Annotated in this window: 19 protein-coding genes; 14 read left to right on the top strand and 5 right to left on the bottom strand. The window is 64.9% G+C overall.

Annotated features, from left to right (window positions below):
* Position 1: 1 nt before the first annotated feature.
* The 3 genes from QX039_RS12660 to QX039_RS12650 form a co-directional block, all read right to left on the bottom strand.
* A complete protein-coding gene (locus tag QX039_RS12660; protein WP_315754896.1) occupies positions 2–1,234 on the bottom strand; it encodes a branched-chain amino acid ABC transporter substrate-binding protein in 1,233 nt (410 codons plus the stop codon).
* A 244-nt stretch (positions 1,235–1,478) separates the two neighbouring features.
* The gene (locus QX039_RS12655; RefSeq protein WP_315771337.1) at positions 1,479–2,750 is read right to left on the bottom strand and encodes a serine hydrolase domain-containing protein; all 1,272 of its coding nucleotides are present in this window, start codon (positions 2,748–2,750) and stop codon (positions 1,479–1,481) included.
* A gap of 136 nt (positions 2,751–2,886) precedes the next feature.
* The gene (locus QX039_RS12650) at positions 2,887–4,107 is read right to left on the bottom strand and encodes an ABC transporter substrate-binding protein (RefSeq protein ID WP_315771335.1); all 1,221 of its coding nucleotides are present in this window, start codon (positions 4,105–4,107) and stop codon (positions 2,887–2,889) included.
* Positions 4,108–4,389: 282 nt separating this feature from the next.
* Between QX039_RS12650 and QX039_RS12645 the strand changes: the two genes are divergently transcribed.
* Positions 4,390–5,082: a TetR/AcrR family transcriptional regulator gene (locus QX039_RS12645; protein WP_315771333.1), complete on the top strand. Its 693-nt coding sequence runs from the start codon at positions 4,390–4,392 to the stop codon at positions 5,080–5,082.
* Between the two features lie 51 nt (positions 5,083–5,133).
* On the top strand, positions 5,134–7,179 hold the full coding sequence (locus QX039_RS12640) for an acetoacetate--CoA ligase (protein WP_315771330.1): 2,046 nt from the start codon (positions 5,134–5,136) through the stop codon (positions 7,177–7,179).
* A gap of 21 nt (positions 7,180–7,200) precedes the next feature.
* Here QX039_RS12640 and QX039_RS12635 read toward each other — a convergent pair whose 3' ends face one another.
* Positions 7,201–8,106, bottom strand: coding sequence for a ribonuclease Z (locus tag QX039_RS12635; protein ID WP_315771329.1), 906 nt, complete (start codon positions 8,104–8,106; stop codon positions 7,201–7,203).
* Positions 8,099–8,410, bottom strand: coding sequence for a hypothetical protein (locus tag QX039_RS12630; RefSeq protein WP_315771435.1), 312 nt, complete (start codon positions 8,408–8,410; stop codon positions 8,099–8,101). The genes QX039_RS12635 and QX039_RS12630 overlap by 8 nt, the downstream gene beginning before the upstream one ends.
* Between QX039_RS12630 and dinB the strand changes: the two genes are divergently transcribed.
* The 12 genes from dinB (at position 8,343) to QX039_RS12570 (ending at position 19,935) form a co-directional block, all read left to right on the top strand.
* Positions 8,343–9,452 carry a DNA polymerase IV gene (gene dinB, locus QX039_RS12625; protein WP_315771327.1) on the top strand — a complete coding sequence of 370 codons (1,110 nt, stop codon included), beginning with the start codon at positions 8,343–8,345 and terminating at the stop codon, positions 9,450–9,452. The two genes, QX039_RS12630 and dinB, sit on opposite strands and share 68 nt — an antisense overlap.
* A gap of 170 nt (positions 9,453–9,622) precedes the next feature.
* On the top strand, positions 9,623–9,901 hold the full coding sequence (locus QX039_RS12620; protein WP_315736666.1) for a metal/formaldehyde-sensitive transcriptional repressor: 279 nt from the start codon (positions 9,623–9,625) through the stop codon (positions 9,899–9,901).
* Positions 9,902–9,908: 7 nt separating this feature from the next.
* On the top strand, positions 9,909–10,970 hold the full coding sequence (locus QX039_RS12615; RefSeq protein ID WP_315736665.1) for a sulfite exporter TauE/SafE family protein: 1,062 nt from the start codon (positions 9,909–9,911) through the stop codon (positions 10,968–10,970).
* Between the two features lie 181 nt (positions 10,971–11,151).
* Positions 11,152–11,973, top strand: a complete 822-nt coding sequence (locus QX039_RS12610; RefSeq protein ID WP_315736664.1) for a sulfurtransferase/chromate resistance protein — start codon at positions 11,152–11,154, stop codon at positions 11,971–11,973.
* A complete protein-coding gene (chrA, locus tag QX039_RS12605) occupies positions 11,970–13,361 on the top strand; it encodes a chromate efflux transporter (protein ID WP_315771324.1) in 1,392 nt (463 codons plus the stop codon). Before QX039_RS12610 ends, chrA begins: the two co-directional genes overlap by 4 nt.
* A 52-nt stretch (positions 13,362–13,413) precedes the next feature.
* Positions 13,414–14,325, top strand: coding sequence for a DUF1259 domain-containing protein (locus QX039_RS12600; protein WP_315771322.1), 912 nt, complete (start codon positions 13,414–13,416; stop codon positions 14,323–14,325).
* Positions 14,326–14,594: 269 nt separating this feature from the next.
* Entirely contained in the window at positions 14,595–15,263 is a 669-nt protein-coding gene (locus QX039_RS12595) for a Crp/Fnr family transcriptional regulator (protein WP_315771433.1), read from the top strand.
* Between the two features lie 89 nt (positions 15,264–15,352).
* Positions 15,353–15,556, top strand: a complete 204-nt coding sequence (locus QX039_RS12590) for a DUF2892 domain-containing protein (RefSeq protein WP_315754876.1) — start codon at positions 15,353–15,355, stop codon at positions 15,554–15,556.
* A gap of 69 nt (positions 15,557–15,625) precedes the next feature.
* Positions 15,626–16,513: an MBL fold metallo-hydrolase gene (locus tag QX039_RS12585; RefSeq protein ID WP_315771320.1), complete on the top strand. Its 888-nt coding sequence runs from the start codon at positions 15,626–15,628 to the stop codon at positions 16,511–16,513.
* Between the two features lie 152 nt (positions 16,514–16,665).
* Positions 16,666–17,007: a hypothetical protein gene (locus QX039_RS12580; protein WP_315771318.1), complete on the top strand. Its 342-nt coding sequence runs from the start codon at positions 16,666–16,668 to the stop codon at positions 17,005–17,007.
* Between the two features lie 178 nt (positions 17,008–17,185).
* Positions 17,186–19,300 (top strand): protein-disulfide reductase DsbD family protein, encoded by a 2,115-nt coding sequence (locus QX039_RS12575; RefSeq protein ID WP_315771317.1) that lies wholly within the window; start codon positions 17,186–17,188, stop codon positions 19,298–19,300.
* Positions 19,297–19,935, top strand: coding sequence for a DsbA family protein (locus tag QX039_RS12570; RefSeq protein ID WP_315771316.1), 639 nt, complete (start codon positions 19,297–19,299; stop codon positions 19,933–19,935). The genes QX039_RS12575 and QX039_RS12570 overlap by 4 nt, the downstream gene beginning before the upstream one ends.
* Positions 19,936–19,939: the final 4 nt, after the last annotated feature.

The raw sequence follows: 19,939 nt of genomic DNA, 5'->3' as shown, positions 1-19,939 counted from the left end.
GTTACGGACGCGCCATCTTGCACGTCGTCGACACCATGGCCTGGGGCGTATCGACCCTGGAGACCAGGTGCCATCCCCAGCCGGTGTTCTCCTCGTCGAACGTCTCGTTCGCCGCGAGCTTGCCGAAGGACGAGACGTAGATCGGCTGCAAGAACTGATGATCATCCTTGCGCATGAAGCCGGTGCCGCCATCCAGCACCTCGAGCTTGAGGTCCTCGAGCGCGGCCGCGACCTTCACCGGGTCGATGGAGTTGGCCTTCTCGGCCGCCGCCTTGAACATGCGCATCTCGTTGACCGCGCGCGGGTACCACAGCGACATGTTGACCTTGGCGCGGAACGCCTTCTCGTAGTCCATCGCGGCCTGATGGCCCGAATTGGCGAAGCCTTCGGTCAGTTGGAAGACCTGATGATCCAGACCCGTCTGCTTGATGGCGGTCGGGCCGCCGGCGCCGCCCGCATAATAGGTGTACCAGTTGACCTTCAGGCCGGCATCGGCGGCGGCCTTGAGCAGCAGCGCGATGTCCTGGCCCCAATTGCCGGTGATGACGCTGTCGGCGCCGGACGCCTTGATCTTGGCAATGTAGGGCGAGAAGTCCGTGATCTTCAGCAGCGGATGCAGCTCGTCGCCGACGATCTGGACATCGGGCCGCTTCGCCGCGAGCATCTTGCGCGCGTCGCTGCGGACCGACTGGCCGAAAGAATAGTCCTGATTGATCAGATACACCTTTTTGATGGAAGGGATGTCCTTCATGTAGTTGGTGAGCGCCTCCATCTTGATGTCCGAGCTGGCGTCCCAGCGGAAATGCCAGTAGCTGCATTTCTCGTTGGTCATGCTCGGATCGACGGCGGCATAGTTGAAGTACAGCACTTCCTTGCCGGGATTGCGCGTGTTGTGCTTGTTGACGAAATCCTCCAGCGCGAGCCCGACGGACGATCCGTTGCCTTGCGTGATATAGCGGACGCCGGCGTCGATCGCCTTCTGGGCCTGGACCAGGCTCTCTTGCGGATTGGTCTTATTGTCGAACGGCACGATCTCGACCTTATGGCCGAGAATGCCACCCTTGGCGTTGAGCTCGTCGGCCAGATACTGGAACGTCTTCAGGCCCCCCTCGCCGATACTGGCGCCGCCGCCGGACAGCGGATCGATATAGCCGATCTTGACGGTGTCCTCGGCTTGCGCGGCGTGACCGAGCATCGGGACGATCAGGGCAATGGCCAAAGTTAGCTTGCGCATAGTCTTGTTTCCTCGCGGGCTGTCGACTTCAGTCGATCGATGCGCATGATCGCGCAATTTGAAGAAGCACTGAGCAGAATAACGGCCGGATGACAAGCTCGGCATGACATGAACGCATGTTGCCGCTCCGGCAATGTGAGGACAGGCGGCTCGCCGCTGATCGGACGTTTCATTCGGCGGAATGTTGGCGTCCACATCCTGGACGAATCCGCCCGACACGCGGGGGTGACAAGCGCTGCCCCGGTCATGTCGCTTGTTCCACAATGTGGGACAACGCGGCGTAGGTTCCACGCTGATAGACGGGAAGAGCACGGCGGCCGGCAGCGCCGCGCCCGGTGGCAATCGTGGCCCCTGTCCCCGCCGAGACCGGCACTTGATGCTGAATCAGATAGATCATGATCAGGTCATTGACGGGATCGGCCTGCCACCAGGTGCCGAAGATGCCCGGCCAGGTCATCGAGCCCGGTGCGCCACAGGCATAGGGATTGCCGGTGGAATCCTCGGCGATCGCAAGTCCGAGCCCAAATCCGGAGGTCTGCCACAGCGGCATGCCGGCGAAGGGAATCTCGCGCTGCGCGTCAATCAGCCGGTTGGTACGCATCAGGTTGACGGTTTCGGGTCGCAACAGCCTGACGCCGTCCAACTCGCCTCCTCTCAGCAGCATGCGCGCGAACCGATGATAATCGGGCGCGGACGAGATCAACCCGCCGCCGCCCGGCGTATAGGCCGGCGGCTCGTCATACATGACCGGCTCGACCTTCACGAGCCGCCCCGCCGTCTCGTCATATCCATACAGGCTCGCCAGACGATCTCGCCTGGCGTGCGGCAGCCAGAAATCGCTATCGACCATGCCGAGCGGCGTGAAGATGCGCTCCTGCAGCACCTGCCGGAACGGCTTGCCTTCGACCCGGCCGATCAGGAAGCCGAGCACGTCGGTCGAATGACCGTAGTGGAAGCGGTCGCCGGGCTGATACGCCAGCGGCACCGTGCCAAGCGCAGCGAGCCATTCGTCGGGCGTGGACCGGTTCATCGCGGGATCACCGAGCGCGCGCTCATAGGCGAGCTTGAGCGGGCCTTCCGAGAAGAACGCATAGGCGATACCCGAACGGTGCGTGAGCAGGTCCTCGACGGTGATCGCGCGCCGGGCGGGCACGGCATCGTCGAGCGGGCCGGCGGCGTCACGCAGGACCCGCAGATCGGCCAGCTCTGGAATCCACCGGGAGATCGGGTCCGCCAAGGCGATCATGCCTTCCTCGACCAGCATCATCGCCGCCACCGAGGTGATCGGCTTGGTCATCGACGCGATCCGGAACAACGTATCCGGGCGCATCGGGCTCTTGGTTTCGACATCGCGCCAGCCGATCGTCTCGGCATGAACGATCTCGCCGCCGCGCGAGGTGAGAGACACGATGCCGGCGAGTTCGCCGCGATCGACGAATGCGGCGAGTTCCGGGCCGATCGCCGCAAGCGCCGCAGGATCGAAGCCGCGACGGCGGCAGACGGCTTCACTGGTCATGAGCGGGCGCTCCGATGGACAGGGGTCAGCTTTCGGCCACCGGCCTTCGCCGCGGCACCGTGACGGCAAAGCAGAGGCCACGGGATGGCCGGGCGCACAAGCAGCGCCCGATCAGGCCGTGGCCCGGTGAGAAGCTTCAGTCCGCCTTGAAGTCGTCGGTCAGGATCGGCCCCGATATGATCCAGCGCTGACCATCGAATTTCATCATCTGGAATTGCTTGCTGATGCGGTAGTCATCGGGGGTCGTCGTCACCGACATTCCCGGCAACCCGAGATCGGGAACGAAGCCCTTGATGTTGGTCGCCTGCTTCATGATGTTGGCGCGCGTCAGCTCGTCGCCGCATTGCCTGAGAATGTGGACGAGCAGAGCGGCCGTCGAGTAGCCATAGGTCGCAAAGCCGCTGTTGGCGTCCTCGCCGGGCGCGTATTTCGCCATGAACGCCTTGTAGCGTTTCATGCCCTCGTCATCGGCCCATTGCGGATCGAGCGGATCCTTGCCGTAGGCGACCGAGATAATGTCCTTGGCATGCTCGAGCCCCGCAGGCACGAGCACCTGACCGACCGCCGTCGCGTTGACCTCCAGGATGTGGACGGGCTTCCAGCCGAGCTCGGCGGCCTTCCTGATCGATTGCGCCGCGAATTTCGGCGTCGACATGTTGTAGAAGAGGTCGGCGCCCGACGCCTTCAGCGTCACCAACTGGGAATCGACCGTCGGGTCGGACAGCTCGTAGGACAGCTCCTTCACGATCATGCCGGCCTTGGCGCCGAGCCCGTCCTTCAGGCCCTTGACGTAGTCTTTGCCGAGGTCGTCGTTCTGATAGAGGATGCCGATCTTCGCGTTCGGATAGGTCTCCAGGATGTATCTTGCGTAGATGTGCGCTTCCGACTGGTAGTTCGGGTTGGCGGAGATCGTCCACGGAAAGTTCTTGGGATCGGTGAAGCGGGACGCTCCGCTTCCCGCCAGAAGCTGCGGAACGCCCTTGCTGTTCAGATATTTCTGGACCGCGGCATTCGGCGGCGTGCCGATGATCTGGAACGTGGTCAGCACCTCGTCGCTTTCGACCAGCTTGCGCACCTGCTCGACCGTCTTCGGCGGGCTATAGGCGTCATCGTATTGAATGAGGTTGATCTTGCGACCGTTGACGCCGCCCTGCTCGTTGATCATGCGGATATAGGCCGCCTCCGCCTTGCCGATGGCACCGAAAGCGGAAGCCGGCCCGCTGAGTGGATTGGTCTGGCCGATCTTGATCTCGGTGTCGGTCGCGCCGACGTCGTATTTCTTTTCAGCGGATGCCGGGGCTGAAAGGCCCACGCCGAGCATCAGCAGGGCAGCCGCCGTCGACTTGATCCGTGTCATGTGTCCTCCGTGAGCGGCTGATCCATGGCCAGCCGATTGTTTTTGATGATGTCCGCGCACGACGAGACTGGCGACGCGCTGCCCGCCGCCCGATCGTCGACCGCCTTCCATCAGGTCTCCGAGACCTACCGTCCGGCCGGCCGCCGGTCAAGTTCATTCATTTAGCACTAAATGAAAATGTTGGAAGCCCGAAGTCCTGCTTGACCGGGCGCGCCCACCCCCTCATCGTCAAAACACCAACGGTGCCGTTCCTGTGTGCGCCGATCAGGGACCACGGAGAGCATGCCAGCAGAGCCGAAACCCGAAGGGCGCCGCACGCGCGCGGAACAGCGCGCGACGACGGTGAAGCTGATCCTCGACACCAGCGAGGAGCTGTTCGCGCAGCTCGGCTATTTCGGCGTGACGATCAAGGATGTGGCGGACAAGATGGGCATCCATCCTGCGCTGATCCATTACTACTTCGAGGGCAAGAGGGCGTTGTTCGATGCCGTGTTCGAACGCCGCATGGAATACGCGGTCACGGTGCGCACGGCCGGGCTGGATGCCTACGAGGCCAAGGTCGGAGATCGTCCGACCGTTGAAGGCGCGCTGCGTGCCTATTATGACGGCGCGTTCGACGTCTACGTCAACGAAGAGGACAACTGGCGACACTTCGGCCGTATCTTCGCGCAGGTCGCCAACGCGCCGGGCTATGGCGTGGAGATGATGGACACCTATCTCGATCCGCTGGTGCTGCGTCTCATCGGGCTGCTGCAGAAGGCGTTGCCCGACGCCAAGCCTGAGGACCTGTTCTGGAGCTTCCAGTTCACCTCCGGCGCCTACTCGCTGATCCTGTCACGGACCGGCCGGATCGACCGCCTGTCCGGCGGCCTGTGCAAGTCCGACGATTTCGCCGCGGTCCGCGAGCGGTTCGTGACCTTCATGGCCGGGGGCTTCAACGCGCTCTACAAGCGGCGGAAGCAGAAGTCGAAATGAGCGCCTCTTGGCGTCTCCTGGCCGTACCATGCAAACAAGCCGGAACGAATGATGACAGCTCCCTATGTCCCGCAAATGGCCCTCTATCGCCAATGGCTGAGGGACAATCGCGGCCTCCACTTCGAGAACTTCGAGCAGATGCGGCAATGGTCCATCCGCGACCTCGACGGATTCTGGCGCAGCATCTGGGACTATCATGACCTGCAGTCGCCGACCGCGTTTTCGACCGTCCTCGGCAAGCGCACGATGCCGGGAGCGGTCTGGTTTCCGGGCGCTTCGGTCAACTACGCCCAGCAGGTCTTTCGTCACGTCGACGCCGCCGATGCGGCGGGCCTGCCTGCGATCATCAGCAGTCACGAGGACGGCAGGCTCACGGAGACGACCTGGCCCGAGCTTCGGCGAAAGGCAGCCGCCCTGGCGCTGCATCTGCGCGAGCAAGGCGTGGCGCCCGGCGACAGGGTCGCCGCCTATCTGCCCAATATACCCGAAGCCATCATCGCGTTTCTCGCTTCGGCGAGCATTGGCGCGATCTGGAGCGTTTGCGCGCCCGACATGGCCGCGCCCGCCGTGATCGACCGGTTCAAGCAGATCGAACCCAAGGTGCTGATCGCCTGCGATGCGGTCACCTATGCCGGCCGCCGGCACGATCGCCGCGGTGTCGTCGAGGAGCTGCGCCGGTCGTTGCCGACACTCGGTCACGTCATCCTGCGCAGTGACGATGCCGGCGCGCAGGTGAGCGACGGGGTTCGTCTCTCGGACGTTCTGGCAAGAACAAGCCCTGGCGTCGATGCCTTCGAACCGGAGCGGCTTCCGTTCGATCATCCGCTCTGGATCGTCTATTCGAGCGGCACCACCGGGCTGCCGAAGCCGATCGTGCATGGTCACGGCGGAATCATCATCGTCACACTCGCCCTGCTCGGACTGCACAACGACATCGGCTGCTCGTATCAGCCAAATTCGTTCGGCGAGCGCTATCACTGGTACAGCTCGACCGGCTGGATCATGTGGAACAACCAGGTCGGCGCGCTTCTGAACGGGACCACGTGCTGCATCTTCGACGGCAGCCCCGCCGGACCGAAGGATCGTCCGGACTGGACCACGCTGTGGCGATTCGTGGCGAATTCGAAATCCACCTTCTTCGGTGCGGGCGCGGCGTTCTTCGCGAGCTGCGTCAAGGCGGACATCAACCTGGCCGACGCGGGCGATCTGTCCCATCTGCGTTGCCTCGGGTCCACCGGCTCGCCGCTCAGCGCCGACACGCAGGCCTGGTTCGATCAGCGGTTCGCGGCGCTGTCGCAGGTCAATGGCTGCCGGGCGCAGGCGCAAATGTGGTGGGCCAACATCTCGGGCGGCACCGACTTCGCCGGCGCCTTCATCGGCGGCAATCGCGAATTGCCGCAGGTGCCCGGAACAATGCAGTGCCGCGTCCTCGGCGCAGCGGTCGAGGCCTTCAACGACCAGGGCAAGCCTGTCATCGGCGAGGTCGGAGAGCTCGTCTGCACCGCGCCGATGCCGTCGATGCCGCTGCGGTTCTGGAACGACGCGGGGAATGTGCGCTATCTCGCAAGCTATTTCGACGCCTTCGAGACGCGCGAGGGCGGGCCGGTCTGGCGGCACGGCGACTGGCTCAAGGTCGATCCGGACGGCTCCTGCGTGATCTATGGTCGTAGCGACGCGACCATCAATCGCCACGGGCTGCGCATGGGGACGAGCGAATTGTACTCGGCCATCGAAGCGCTGCCGGAGATCCTCGATTCGCTGGTCGTCGATCTCGAATATCTCGGCCGAGACAGCTACATGCCGCTGTTCGTGGTCCTGCGCGACGGCGTCGCGCTCGATGCGGCGATGAAGCGGAAGATCAACATGGCGGTGGAAAGCAGCCTGTCGCGACGCTTCGTGCCTGACGACATCTTCGTGGTTGCCGAGATCCCGCGCACGCTGTCCGGCAAGAAGCAGGAGCTCCCGATCAAGAAGCTCCTGCTCGGGCAGCCGCTCGACAAGGTTATCAACCGCGATGCGATGGCCAATCCCGGTTGCCTCGACTGGTACATCGCGTTCGCCCAGAGCCGTTTGCAGAGCGGCTCGGGTGCGACGTAGCAGACGTGCCCGAACGAGCCGCTAGACCACCATCCGGTCGAAATCGATCGCGACTCGGCTGTCAGGAAAGATCTCCCGCGCCTCGGCGAGGATCTCCTCGTCGGGATAGCGGCCGGAGATGTGGTTCAGGACGAGCTGCCTGACGTTGCTCGACGCCGCGAGCCCGGCGGCCTCCGCGGCCGTCAGGTGGCCGTAGTCGCGAGCCATGGCAGAATCGCGCCGGAGGAAGGTCGCCTCGATCACGAGCATGTCCGCGTCGCGGACGTGCTCGTGCAGACCCTCGGTCGTTTCCGCATCGCCGACGATGACGAGCTTCTTCGGTCCCTGCGGAGGCCCCAGAACATCCTCGGGATCGATGGTTCGGCCATCCTCCAGCGTGACCGGCCGGCCCTCCGCCAAGGCCTTCCGCACGGGCCCATCGGGCACGGCGAGCGCTGCCAGACGCTCTGGCAGCAGATGGCGGCGCGCTCGACTCACAAATTCGAAGCCGAAGCTGTCGGTGTCGCGGTGCCGGACGGGAAAGCAGTTGATCGTAAACTCACCGGCGTTGAGAACCTCCCCGCGCCTGAGCGGTACGAACTCAAGCTGGATCGGCGCGCGGCCCTCGCCCCACAGCCCCGCGAGCATTCGGACCACCACATCGAGCGTGCCGGGGCTGCCGTGGACGCGCATGATGTCAGCGCTCCTGCGCAGCCGCAGGGTGGAAAACAGTCCGGGAATGCCGAGGACATGGTCGAAATGGCCGTGGGTGAGCAGGATCCGATCGAGCCGCCGAAAGCCTGCCCCACCGCGGAGCAGCTGACGCTGGATCCCCTCGCCGCAATCGACGAGAATGCGATGCCGGCCTGCTCGAACGAGAAGGCCGGGATGATTGCGGTCCGCGGACGGAACGCTCGCCGAGGTCCCCAGGAACGTGAGCTCAAACATCACAGCCGGGCCAGGCGAATTTCGGTCGCGGCGGCGTGACCCGTTTTGACAACGGGTCCCGGCTGCGCTGCTTCGTTTCAATCACCGTAGGCCATCCTTTTTTCTGAGCGCTTTTCCCCAGCCGCCGTTTGATGGCCTGACGGGCAGATCTCATCGCAACGCCGCCGTCAAAGGGACGTCGCAGGCAGCGCTCGGGCCGGGCAGACTTCATCGCCACGCTCTGATAGAGCTTGGCGATGCCAAGCTCCGGTCCGGAACAGGATGCCGCGCCGCCGGCCATTCGCAAGATCATCCACATCGACATGGATGCATTCTATGCGTCGGTCGAGCAGCGGGACAATCCCGAGCTGCGCGGCAAACCCGTGGCCGTCGGCGGATCGCGCGAGCGCGGCGTCGTGGCAGCCGCAAGCTACGAGGCTCGGGCGTTCGGCGTGCGCTCGGCCATGCCGTCGGTGACGGCAAAGCGCCAGTGCCCGGACCTGATCTTCGTCAAGCCGCGCTTCGAGGTCTACAAGGCCATCAGCCAGCAGATCCGCGCCATCTTCGCCGAGCACACGCCGATCATCGAACCTCTGTCGCTGGACGAGGCCTATCTGGACGTCACCGAAAACCTGCGAGGCATTCCGCTGGCGCGCGACATCGCGTTGCAGATCCGGGCCAAGATCAAGGCCGAAACCGGACTCAATGCCTCCGCGGGAATCTCCTACAACAAGTTCCTCGCCAAGCTGGCCTCGGACCATCGCAAGCCCAATGGGCAATACGTCATTTCGCCGGAGATGGGTCCGGTCTTCGTGGAGGGGCTGCCGGTCGGCAGGTTTCACGGCATCGGCCCGGCGACCGCTGCGAAATTCAACGCGCTCGGAATTCATACCGGCCTCGACATCCGCAATCAGACCCTGCCCTTCCTCCAGCAGCACTTCGGCAAAGCGGGCAACCACTACTATTGGATCTCGCGCGGAATCGACAATCGCCCGGTCCGAGCCAATCGCATCCGAAAATCCGTCGGCGCCGAAAACACCTTCTCGACGGACCTGACGGAATTCGAGCCGATGCTGGCGGAGCTGCAGCCCCTGATCGACAAGGTCTGGCAGCATTGTGAAACCAGCGGCAACCGAGGCCGGACGGTCACGCTGAAGGTCAAGTTCGCCGACTTCGACATCATGACGCGCAGCAGGTCCGTCGCCCACGCGGTCGGAAGTCGCGAGGATCTGGCGCGGTTGTCCGTTGCACTCCTCCAGAGCGAGATGCCGTTGCCGAAGCCGGTGCGGCTCCTCGGCGTTTCGCTGTCATCCTTGCAGCAGCAGAATGACGCCGGGGCGGACGCGCAGCTGCCCTTGCTGATCTGAGGCGGGCTGGACGGTCCGATCATGCGTCGAGGACGGCGGACGCACGTCGCGCGCAACGTCGTCCATGTCGAGCCGGGCTGGCTCGAGAAGCGCTCCTGCCACGGGCGAAAGACCGGTCGGGGTCCCGGAGTCCTGTTGACCTCTGTAGGGTACCCCCCTATCTTATGGAGATGTCGCACACGATCAAACACAAGTCGAAGCTGCTTGCGCGCGTCCGGCGCATCAAAGGACAGATCGATGCCGTGGAACGGGCGCTGGACGCGGAGCTGGGCTGCGCCGACGTCCTCATGCTGGTGGCGTCGGTCAGGGGCGCCATCGGAGGCCTGACCACCGAGCTGCTGGAGGATCACATCCGCCACCATGTCGTCGATCCGGCGCACGAAAAGGATCCTGAAAAGGCCAAGGGCGCCGCGGACCTCATCGAAGTGGTTCGAACCTATCTGAAATGACCCTCGCATGACCGACCTGTCTCACCTTCTGCAACAAGGCAGCGCGAACGCCTGGCTGTTCGTCCCCAGCGCCATCGTTCTGGGTGCGCTGCACGGGCTCGAGCCGGGTCACTCCAAGACCATGATGGCTGCGTTCATCGTCGCGATTCGAGGAACCGTTTTTCAGGCCGTGCTGCTCGGCCTGTCGGCAACCCTCTCCCACACCGCGATCGTGTGGGTGATCGCGCTGGCCGGGCTTCACTTTGGCCAGGAACTCTCCGGGGCGCGGAGCGAAGCCTATCTGCAACTGATCTCGGCCGTCGTCATCATCGGCATCGCCGTGTGGATGGTCTGGCGCACGTGGCTGGATAAGAATGAACATCACGGTCATCATCATCACGACGCGCCGACATCCGTCGTGCTGACCGGACGTACGTTGTTGCTCGACATCTTCGAAGACGGCGTGCCGCCACGCTGGCGAGTCCGGACCGAGTCCGGCGCGCTCCCTCCGGCCGGCGAACTCCAGCTTACGACCATTCGCGGAGATGGCGACGCGCAGAGCTTCAGCTTCCGCGCCGCAAGCGAATACCTGGAGAGCATCGAGGAGATTCCCGAGCCGCACGCGTTCAAGGCACGGCTTGCGCTTGCGGGTGACACTGCCGAGATCCTGTTCGAGGAACACGGGCACGATCACATGGACCTCGGCGATGAGGACGATGCCCACGCACGCGCCCATGCGGACGACATTCGAAAGCGCTTTGCGGGACGCACGGTCACGACCGCGCAGATCGTCGCCTTCGGTCTCACAGGCGGGTTGATCCCCTGCCCCGCCGCCATCACCGTCTTGCTGCTCTGCATCCAATTGAAGCAGTTCGCCCTCGGCTTCATTCTGGTGCTGTGCTTCGGCATCGGTCTGGCGATCACGATGGTCTCGGTTGGCGTCGCGGCGGCCCTTAGCCTGCGGCACGTCGAGCGGCACTGGAGCGGGCTCAGTCGCTTCGCCCACCGTGCGCCCTACGTCTCGGCGGCTCTGATCGTGCTCGTCGGGGTCTATACGGGGTGGCTGGGTCTGCACGAATTCATCACGTGAGGCCCGCGATCCGGGATCCAGCCGGACAGGGAGAGATCAGCGCGTTACCTCCGCGGCGTTCCCGGCCCATCCGGCAGTTGACAGCCGAGCCATCGAGCGCTTTATTTCGCTTACGGGGATGTGCGATCTCCCCGCGAGGCGACATGCCCAAGAATCGCGTCCTGGTCACCAAGGGCGCAACATGTCATCATCATACACCTCGATATCATCCGAAAAATTGTCTCGACTGATCGGCACGGCGACCTCGCCACGGCTCGTCGACGTGCGTGTCGACGAGGATTTCGCCGCCGACCCACGCCTCATCCCCGGCGCCGTCAGGCGCTCCCATCTCGACGTCCAGCAATGGGCACCGAGCTTCACCGGCCAATCGGTTGTCGTGATCTGCCAGAAAGGCAAGAAGCTGAGCGAAGGCACCGCGGCCTGGCTCCGGTGCAGCAACGTCGCAGCCGAGGTCCTCGAGGGCGGGCACGTCGGCTGGACAGAGGCACAACTCCCGACCGTGCCAGCCGACAGAATTCCGAGCAGGGACGACCGCGGCCGCACCGTCTGGGTCACGCGATCACGCCCCAAGATCGACCGCATCGCCTGTCCATGGCTGATCCGTCGCTTCGTCGACCCCGCCGCGGTCTTCCTGTTCGTGACGCCGGCCGAAGTCGAAGCCGTCGCCGAGCGTTTCCAAGCCACTCCCTTCGACATCGAGAATGTCTTCTGGAGCCACCGCGGCGAGCTTTGCACCTTCGACGTCATGGTCGAGGAGCTCGGTCTGCGGACACCACCCTTGGAACGACTCGCCACGCTGGTGCGTGCCGCGGATACGGCGCGACTTGATCTCTCGCCCGAGGCTCCTGGCCTCCTTGCCGCTTCACTCGGCCTATCGCGAATGTATGACGACGATCTGGAGCAGCTGAGCGCCGGCCTGCTGCTCTATGATGCCTTCTACCGCTGGTGCCGCGACGCCACGAAGGAGGCGCACAACTGGCCGACCAGCAAGGTGAAGTCATGACGGACGTCGCAGCATCCCGGAAGCCGATCGCGGACGAGCTCGCCCACGGCATCTCCTTCAATGAGGCGCTTCTCGTCTGGATCCGGGTGGCCGTGCTGAGCTTCGGCGGCCCCGCCGGCCAGATCGCGGTCATGCATCGCATCCTCGTCGAGGAGAAGAACTGGATCTCGGAGAGCCGCTTCCTGCACGCCCTGAACTACTGCATGCTGTTGCCCGGCCCGGAGGCGCAACAGCTTGCGACCTATATCGGCTGGCTGCTGCACCGGACCACGGGCGGCATCGTCGCAGGAACGCTTTTCGTTCTGCCCGGCATCTTCGCCATCATGGGCCTCAGCTACATCTATGCAGCCTATGGCAATGTCGGCGTCGTCGAAGCCTTGTTCTTCGGCCTCAAGGCGGCCGTGCTGGCGATCGTGATCCAGGCCGTCGTCCGCGTCGGCAAGCGTGCGCTGCGCAATCGGATCATGATCGGACTGGCAGCCGCAGCCTTCGTCGCGATCTTCTTCTTCGGGGCGCCGTTTCCGATCATCGTCATTGCCGCCGGAGTCATCGGCTTCGTCGGTGCCCGCCTCGGCCGGCCGGAGTTCGCACCCCTCGAGCACGGCGGCAAGAGCGCCGGCGCGATCGACAGCATGCTCGGCGAGGCCGTGCCGGATCACGTCCGTCCGAACGCTGCGCGCACGCTGCGCGTGGCGGCCGTCTGGCTCGCGATCTGGCTCGTCCCCGTCTTCGCACTGCTGATCCTGCTCGGGCCGAACGACGTCTTCGGCCAGATCGCGATCTTCTTCAGCAAGATGGCGATGGTGACGTTCGGCGGCGCCTACGCCGTGCTCGCCTACGTCGCGCAACAGGCCGCGGAGTACTATCACTGGGTTGCTCCGCGCGAGATGCTCGACGGCCTCGGCATGGCGGAGACGACTCCCGGTCCCCTGATCATGGTCGTCCAGTTCGTGGGCTTCATGGCCGCGTTCCGCGGCGCCAGCGGGCTGTCTCCCATGCTCGCCGGCACGCTGGGCGGACTGCTGGCCACGTGGGTGACGTTCGCGCCGTGCTTTCTCTGGATCTTCGTCGGCGCGCCCTACATCGAGGCGTTGCGGGGAAACAAGGCGCTCGGCGGCGCGCTCTCGGCCATCACCGCCGCCGTCGTGGGCGTGATTCTCAATCTGTCGATCTGGTTCGCGCTGCACACCCTCTTCCGCGAGACCTTTCCGATCCAGGGATTTGGACTGTCATTCGACGCGCCCCGGCCGATGAGCATCGACCTGCCGGCCGTTGTCCTGTCGGTTGCGGCCGCTACGGCCATTTTCCGCTTCAACGTGGGAATGCTCGTCGTGCTCGCCGCCTCGTGCATCGCGGGCATCCTGATGCGCTTTGCGGGCGTCATCTGAGAGCACCGCTGCGACGGAACATGGGGCAGTGCCAGACCAAAAGGAGCGAACGATGAGAAGCACGATCTGGAGTCTGTTGGGCCTCGGCGCCTGCCTCCTCGCACACGGCGCCGAACCGATCGTCTCGACGGCGCGCGCACAGGACACCGATTGGCAGAAGGTCGACGAGACATTGGGCCGGAAACCATCCGTGGCGGGAGACGTCCGCCGGTACGGCTTCCCGCGCACCGATCTCGCGGTGACTCTGGACGGCGTAACCATCAGGCCGGCGCTCGCGCTCGGCGGCTGGGTCGCGTTCAAGCCGGCGCATGGCGGCACCATGATCATGGGCGATCTCGTCCTGCTGGAATCAGAGGTCAATCCGGTAATGGCGAAGATGATCGCCGGCGGGCTCGAAATCAGCGCCGTGCACAACCATCTGCTCCGCGCGAGCCCAGCAACGTTCTACATGCATGTCGCCGGTCACGGCGATCCGGTCAAACTCGCGTCCGCCATCCGCGACGCCCTCGCCGACAGCAAGACACCGTTGACGATTGCGGCGTCGCCGACCACGCCGCCGGCCATCGATCTCGATACGGCACAGCTCGATCAGATCCTGGCGGTCAAAGGACAGGCCAATGCCGGAGTCTATCAGTTCAACGTGCCGCGACGCGATCCAATTGTCGAGGGCGGACTATCCTTGTCTCCCGTCGCGGCGATGGGCGTCGCGACGGGCATCAACTTCCAGCCGACCGGCGCGGGCAAGGCCGCTGTCACCGGTGACTTCGTGCTGAGCGGGGAGGAGGTGAACCCCGTGATCCGGACGCTCCGTGCCCACGGCATCGAGGTCACGGCGCTGCATAGCCACATGCTGGACGAACACCCCCGCCTCTTCTTCATGCACTTCTGGGCGAACGATGATGCGATCAAGCTCGCCAAGGGTTTGCGGGCGGCGCTCGACAAGACGGCAAGCACCAAGAGCTAAGAGCAAAGAGCGAGGAAAGGCGCGGTCCGAGAGTGCGCGCGCCTTGCTCTGCCGGCAGGTGCGGCAACCTGTTGGTCTGGCCCGCCTGCAACGGCCGCGCATGCGTGAGACGCCGATCGGTTGCAAGGCAACGCGCTGCCGGAGTCCATGCGAGCTCCCTCGTGGTGCCGAAGATTAGGGTCGGGGGGGGGGCAGATCCCGTCCCTCGACCCACGCGCGATCCTATGGCAAGTCTGGACGACGCCGATGTGGCGCAGCCGGATGTCGTGATGTCGTCGGAGCAGGACTGGACGAGCGCTTTCCCGCCGTTGCGACAACTGCCGGAGGAGATCTTCGCGCAGTTGCGCGAGGCCAGCCTCATTGTCGAGCTTCCGGAAGGCAGCCGGATTTTCGGCCCCGGCCAGGCGCCGGACTCCTTCCTGCTGCTGCTGGACGGGACCATCCGGGTGCAGCAGACGTCCGAGTCCGGCCGCGAGATCGTGCTCTACCGCGTCCAGGCAGGCGAAAGCTGCGCGCTGACCACGGCCTGCCTGATGGGTTACGAGGAATACCAGGCCGAGGGCATCGCGGAGACCCGGATCCGCGCCGTGGCGATCCCGCGCGCGCTGTTCGACCGGCTGATCGCCAGCTCGCGCGAATTCCGTCAGTTCGTCTTCACCGCGTTCAGCCGCCGCGTCACCAATCTCTTCCGCATCATCGAGGAGGTTGCGTTCGAGCGGATCGATGTGCGGCTCGCCCAGAAGCTTCTCGAGCTTGCCGGGGCAAAGCAGCAGATCGTTGCAACGCATCAGGATCTCGCCAACGAGCTCGGCAGCGCACGCGAGGTCATCAGCCGCCAGCTCAATGAATTCGCGCGGCGCGGCTGGTTGCGAATGGCTCGCGGAATCGTCGAGATCACCGACAGACCGGCGCTTGTCCAGCTGGCCCAGCATGATTAGGAACCGGCTCCTCTTGGTGACTTAGTTACATACGCGCGCCGTATCCCGCTCTATCGTTGGCATCATCGCAAGCCAAAGGGGAGCGCGACATGACACAGAACATTGGCAAGATCGACCGGCTGCTCAGGATCATCGTCGGACTGGCGATCCTCAGTCTCACGGTCGTAGGGCCGCAGACCTTGTGGGGCCTTCTGGGCCTGATCCCGCTCGGCACCGCACTGATCGGCTGGTGCCCGCCCTACGCGATGCTCGGCATCAATACCTGCGGAACGAAATCCAGTCCGATGCCTTAGACCGCGCAGGACGACAAACGCGGCGTGGGCGGCGATGCCGCCCCGGAGCCAAATCGTGGAGCAGCAGCCATGTCCTATCCAATCGATCTCCGCGTGCAGCCGAAGGTGGCCGGATTTTTCGATCCTGACACCAGCACGATCAGCTATGTGGTGAAGGACCCGTCATCGCCGTGCTGCGCGATCGTCGATCCCGTCCTCGACATCGACTACGCGGCCGGCCGCATCAGCACCCGTTCCGCCGACATGCTGATCGACTACGTGAAGATCAACGGACTCCGGCCAGAGTGGCTGATCGAAACGCATGCGCATGCCGATCATCTCTCCGCTGCGCCCTACATCCAGGACAAACTCGGCGGCAAGATCGGCATCGGCGAGCATATCCTGACCGTGCAGGAGACCTTCGGCAAGGTCTTCAACGAGGGCACGGAGTTTCGCCGCGACGGCAGCCAATTCGACCGGCTGTTCAAGGATGGTGACACCTATCAGGTGGGACAGATGACGGCCCTCGTGATGCACACGCCCGGTCACACGCCCGCCTGTGCCACGCACGTGATGGGCGATGCAGCTTTCGTCGGCGACACCTTGTTCATGCCCGACGGGGGAACGGCGCGGGCCGACTTTCCAGGCGGCAATGCGCGCACGCTGTTTCGCTCGATCCGGAAGATCCTTGAAACGCTGCCGCGCGAGACCCGGCTGTTCATGTGTCACGACTATGCCCCCAACGGCCGCGCGGTGCGCTGGGAAACGACCGTCGGCGAGGAGCGGCTCCACAACATCCACGCGCGAGACGGGATGACCGAGGACGAGTTCGTTGCGCTTCGCGAGGCCCGCGACAAGACGCTCGGCATGCCGCGCCTGATCATTCCATCGCTTCAGGTCAATATCCGCGCCGGACATCTGCCTCCCGCGGACGCGACGGGAAAGACATTCCTGAAGGTACCGATCAACGTACTTTGAGAACCACTCGCTTTGCTCACGCGATGCCGGCCTGGGCCGCAAGTTCGCGGCGTCACGAAGATGTCAGTTGCCAAGAGCGGCCGGTCTGCGCGACCAGTCCAAGCTGGAGCAGATGATCCAAGATGAGGCATGCTGATTTCGAGATGCCCGCGATGACACGCCGCCTGATGGCGGCGCTGATCGCGCTCGTCTTGAGTCTGGCGCCTCTGCTCGGAACGTTCGAGGTTGCCACGGCAGACACCGGTGCCGGTGCCCCTCAATGGTCCCGAACGACCACGAGCGCGCCCAAGCCGTGCAGGAAGGCCGTCCTTCCGGGCATGATCAACACCTGTCCGTTTGCCGCGGCTGGTCTGACCGCCGTCCCGGCGAACGACAATCCTGCGGCACAGCCGGTTGCCGCCTCCCGGACGCTGTCCTGGCGCCCCTATGACGAGGCGCTGACGACGCAATGCTACGGGTCCTCGCCCTACCGTCCTCCCTGTCGCCACGCCTGACCGTTCCGTGCTCATCGGCTCACGGGCAGCGTAACGCCGTGACTTGAGCGAACGAATATCCAACATCGATCGCGGGTCACGCGGATCGGCTCGTGGTGCCCGTCTCTAGGCGTGCCTTGCGCCGGATCGCGCGGCGCAGCGGCCACCGCAATGTGCGATCAGCGCGCGGGAGATCATCATGTCCATCCGTCATCTTGGCCGGCTCGTATTGCTGCTCGGCCTGCTCCATCTTGCGGCGACGACCGCCGCCGCGGGTCAGTTGCGGCCGCAGGCGAACGTCGACACGCGCCTGCTGGTCGGCGACATCACGCGAGCAGACGGCGGCCCGGCCACGGCGTGGGCGGGACTGGATGTCAGGCTGGATGCAGGCTGGCACACCTATTGGCGCTCGGCCGGCGACGCCGGCGCACCACCGCAATTCGACTGGAGCGGCTCGCGCAACGTCGCCGATGTCACCGTCGAATGGCCGGCGCCGAGCCGCTTCAGCGAGCAGGATATCGACACGTTCGGCTATGCCGAGCACGTGCTGTTTCCGTTGCACGTGCGGCTCGGGGATGGAGCGGCGCCCGCACATCTCACGCTGAAGGCCGTGCTGTTCGTCTGCTCGGTCATCTGCACCCAACAGGAGGCCGATCTCGAGGCCGACATCCCCGCCGTTTCGCGTCGGCCGAACGATCAGGCGCTGATCGACGAATGGCGGCAGAGCGTCCCGCGGGCGAGTTCGCCCGGACTTTCCATCACGGCGCTGCGCATCGATCGGCAACCAAAGCCGCAACTGCTGCTCGAAGCGCATGCGACGCCGCCACTGCACGCGCCCGACGTCTTCCTTGATGGGGACGACGCCGTGTCCGGCGGCCGTCCCCAGGTGAGCACGATGTCGGACGGCGGCGTACGGATCGCCGTGCCGGTGCAAGGCCTCGATCGGGCCGGTCCGGTGCAACGCCTGCGGGTCACCCTGGTCGATGGCGACCGATCGGTAGAAGCCATGCTTCCGGTGGATGTCGATCAAGCTGCTCACGCTTCTGCGGCCAAAGCAGCCACACCGGCACCGCGTCCTTCGGCGGCATCGATCTGGGCCATTCTCGGCGTGGCCCTGCTCGGCGGCTTCATCCTCAACTTCATGCCCTGCGTGTTTCCGGTGCTGTCGCTGAAGCTCGTTTCGCTGGTCGATCACGATCCCGCACACGCGCCCTCGCCGCGTCGGGCATTCCTGGCGACGGCGGCCGGCATCGTCGCCTCGTTCGTGACCCTTGCCATCATCCTGTCCGCGCTCAAGGCCGCGGGCGCCGAAGTCGGCTGGGGCCTGCAGTTTCAGCAGCCCGCTTTCCTCATCGCGATGATCATCGTGCTCGCAGCATTCGGCGCCAACCTGCTCGGCCTGTTCGAGATCAGCCTGCCGTGGTGGATCGCCGGCCGCCTCGGCAACGCTGCGAGCCGCAGGACGATGGCAGGTCATGCCATCAACGGCTTCGTCATGACGCTGCTGGCCACGCCGTGCTCGGCGCCATTCGTCGGCACCGCCGTCGCTTTTGCGCTGTCGCAGGCCGCGCCGCAGATCCTGCTGGTGTTCACCACGCTTGGGCTCGGCATGGCTGCGCCGTATCTGTCTCTCGCCGCGGCGCCGGGCCTTGCCGCACTCTTCCCGCGGCCCGGCCGCTGGATGCTGAAGCTGCGCGCCGTCGCAGCGGCCGCGATGGCGGCGACCGCGCTCTGGCTGCTGACCGTGCTCGCCGACATCAGTGGACCCTCGACTGCGGTCATCCTCGCCGCTGCGCTGCTCGTCCCTGCGCTGATCACGGCGGCGCTCCGTTTCCCGTTGCGGCGAACGATCGCCGGAGCCGGCCTCGCCATCGCGACAGGTCTGGCGCTGACGGCAGCAACCTACATCAAGGCGCCGGACGGCAGGGACCGGGTGGCCGAGATCGCCTGGCAGCCGCTGGCTCCGGCCGAGATCGCGGCACAGGTGCGTGCCGGCCATACGGTCTTCGTCGACATCGGCGCCAGCTGGTGCGTCACCTGCAAGGTCAACGAAAAGCTCGTGCTCGACAGCACGGCCGTGCGCAGCCGACTCGCGTCGGGTGTCGTTGCCGTCAAGGCGGACTGGACCTCGCCCAGCGACGCGATCGCGACCTACCTCCGATCCTTCGGCCGCTACGGCCTGCCGTTCAACATCGTGTACGGCCCCGGAGCTCCCAACGGCATCCTGCTCCCCGAACTGCTGACGCCGCAGACCGTGCTGGATGCCATCGACACCGCATCGACCATCCCTCATCAGGAGAACGACAAGTCATGACCATGAAGGGCTTTACCGCATCGATCGCCATGCTGCTGCTGTTGACTGCGGCCATCCTGCCGATCCAGGCTCGCGCCGAGGACGACGACACCGACATTCTGAGCGAAGCGCGCATCCTGCACGATCCCGCCATCCCCGCTGTCGGAAACGCCGATGGCGACATCACGATCGTCGAGTATTTCGACTATCAGTGTCCGTATTGCCGCAAGATCAGCCCGGAGCTCGCCAAGGTGGTTCGCGACGACGGTCACGTCCGTCTCGTCTTCAAGGATTGGCCGATCTTCGGCGGCGCCTCGATCTACGCGGCGCGTCTCACCCTGGCGGCGAGATATCAGGACAAGTTCGCCGAAGCCCATGAGGCGCTGATCTCGCTCAACGAGAAGCTGTCGGAGGCCAAGGTCGATGCGGCGCTCAGCGGCGCCGGAATCGACCTCGCCCGCGCCAAGGCCGACCTCGCGGCCAAGCGCGCCGACATCGACGCCGTGCTTGCGCGCAACCACGAGCAGGCCACGGGCCTCGGCTTCCGCGGCACGCCGGCCTTCATCATCGGCCATTTCCGCATCCCCGGCGTCCCCAATGCACAGGCTTTCAAGCAGGCCATTGCGGATGCCCGCGCTGCTGCGTCCGGCAAGTGAGCCG

This window comes from Bradyrhizobium sp. SZCCHNR1043, from assembly GCF_032489675.1.
Classification (GTDB): Bacteria; Pseudomonadota; Alphaproteobacteria; order Rhizobiales; family Xanthobacteraceae; genus Bradyrhizobium.
This window is presented reverse-complemented; position numbering and strand designations above follow the sequence as displayed.

What these genes read in the sequence shown, in the direction of transcription:
- QX039_RS12580 (WP_315771318.1), top strand. Translation starts at nt 16,666, where the DNA reads ATGACACGCCGCCTGATGGCGGCGCTGATCGCGCTCGTCTTGAGTCTG.
- QX039_RS12600 (WP_315771322.1), top strand. Translation starts at nt 13,414, where the DNA reads ATGAGAAGCACGATCTGGAGTCTGTTGGGCCTCGGCGCCTGCCTCCTC.
- QX039_RS12635 (WP_315771329.1), bottom strand. Translation starts at nt 8,106, where the DNA reads ATGTTTGAGCTCACGTTCCTGGGGACCTCGGCGAGCGTTCCGTCCGCG.
- QX039_RS12655 (WP_315771337.1), bottom strand. Translation starts at nt 2,750, where the DNA reads ATGACCAGTGAAGCCGTCTGCCGCCGTCGCGGCTTCGATCCTGCGGCG.
- QX039_RS12595 (WP_315771433.1), top strand. Translation starts at nt 14,595, where the DNA reads ATGTCGTCGGAGCAGGACTGGACGAGCGCTTTCCCGCCGTTGCGACAA.
- chrA (WP_315771324.1), top strand. Translation starts at nt 11,970, where the DNA reads ATGACGGACGTCGCAGCATCCCGGAAGCCGATCGCGGACGAGCTCGCC.
- QX039_RS12615 (WP_315736665.1), top strand. Translation starts at nt 9,909, where the DNA reads ATGACCGACCTGTCTCACCTTCTGCAACAAGGCAGCGCGAACGCCTGG.
- QX039_RS12660 (WP_315754896.1), bottom strand. Translation starts at nt 1,234, where the DNA reads ATGCGCAAGCTAACTTTGGCCATTGCCCTGATCGTCCCGATGCTCGGT.
- QX039_RS12650 (WP_315771335.1), bottom strand. Translation starts at nt 4,107, where the DNA reads ATGACACGGATCAAGTCGACGGCGGCTGCCCTGCTGATGCTCGGCGTG.
- QX039_RS12620 (WP_315736666.1), top strand. Translation starts at nt 9,623, where the DNA reads ATGTCGCACACGATCAAACACAAGTCGAAGCTGCTTGCGCGCGTCCGG.
- QX039_RS12610 (WP_315736664.1), top strand. Translation starts at nt 11,152, where the DNA reads ATGTCATCATCATACACCTCGATATCATCCGAAAAATTGTCTCGACTG.
- QX039_RS12590 (WP_315754876.1), top strand. Translation starts at nt 15,353, where the DNA reads ATGACACAGAACATTGGCAAGATCGACCGGCTGCTCAGGATCATCGTC.
- QX039_RS12575 (WP_315771317.1), top strand. Translation starts at nt 17,186, where the DNA reads ATGTCCATCCGTCATCTTGGCCGGCTCGTATTGCTGCTCGGCCTGCTC.
- QX039_RS12640 (WP_315771330.1), top strand. Translation starts at nt 5,134, where the DNA reads ATGACAGCTCCCTATGTCCCGCAAATGGCCCTCTATCGCCAATGGCTG.
- QX039_RS12585 (WP_315771320.1), top strand. Translation starts at nt 15,626, where the DNA reads ATGTCCTATCCAATCGATCTCCGCGTGCAGCCGAAGGTGGCCGGATTT.
- QX039_RS12630 (WP_315771435.1), bottom strand. Translation starts at nt 8,410, where the DNA reads ATGTCGATGTGGATGATCTTGCGAATGGCCGGCGGCGCGGCATCCTGT.
- QX039_RS12645 (WP_315771333.1), top strand. Translation starts at nt 4,390, where the DNA reads ATGCCAGCAGAGCCGAAACCCGAAGGGCGCCGCACGCGCGCGGAACAG.
- dinB (WP_315771327.1), top strand. Translation starts at nt 8,343, where the DNA reads ATGCCAAGCTCCGGTCCGGAACAGGATGCCGCGCCGCCGGCCATTCGC.
- QX039_RS12570 (WP_315771316.1), top strand. Translation starts at nt 19,297, where the DNA reads ATGACCATGAAGGGCTTTACCGCATCGATCGCCATGCTGCTGCTGTTG.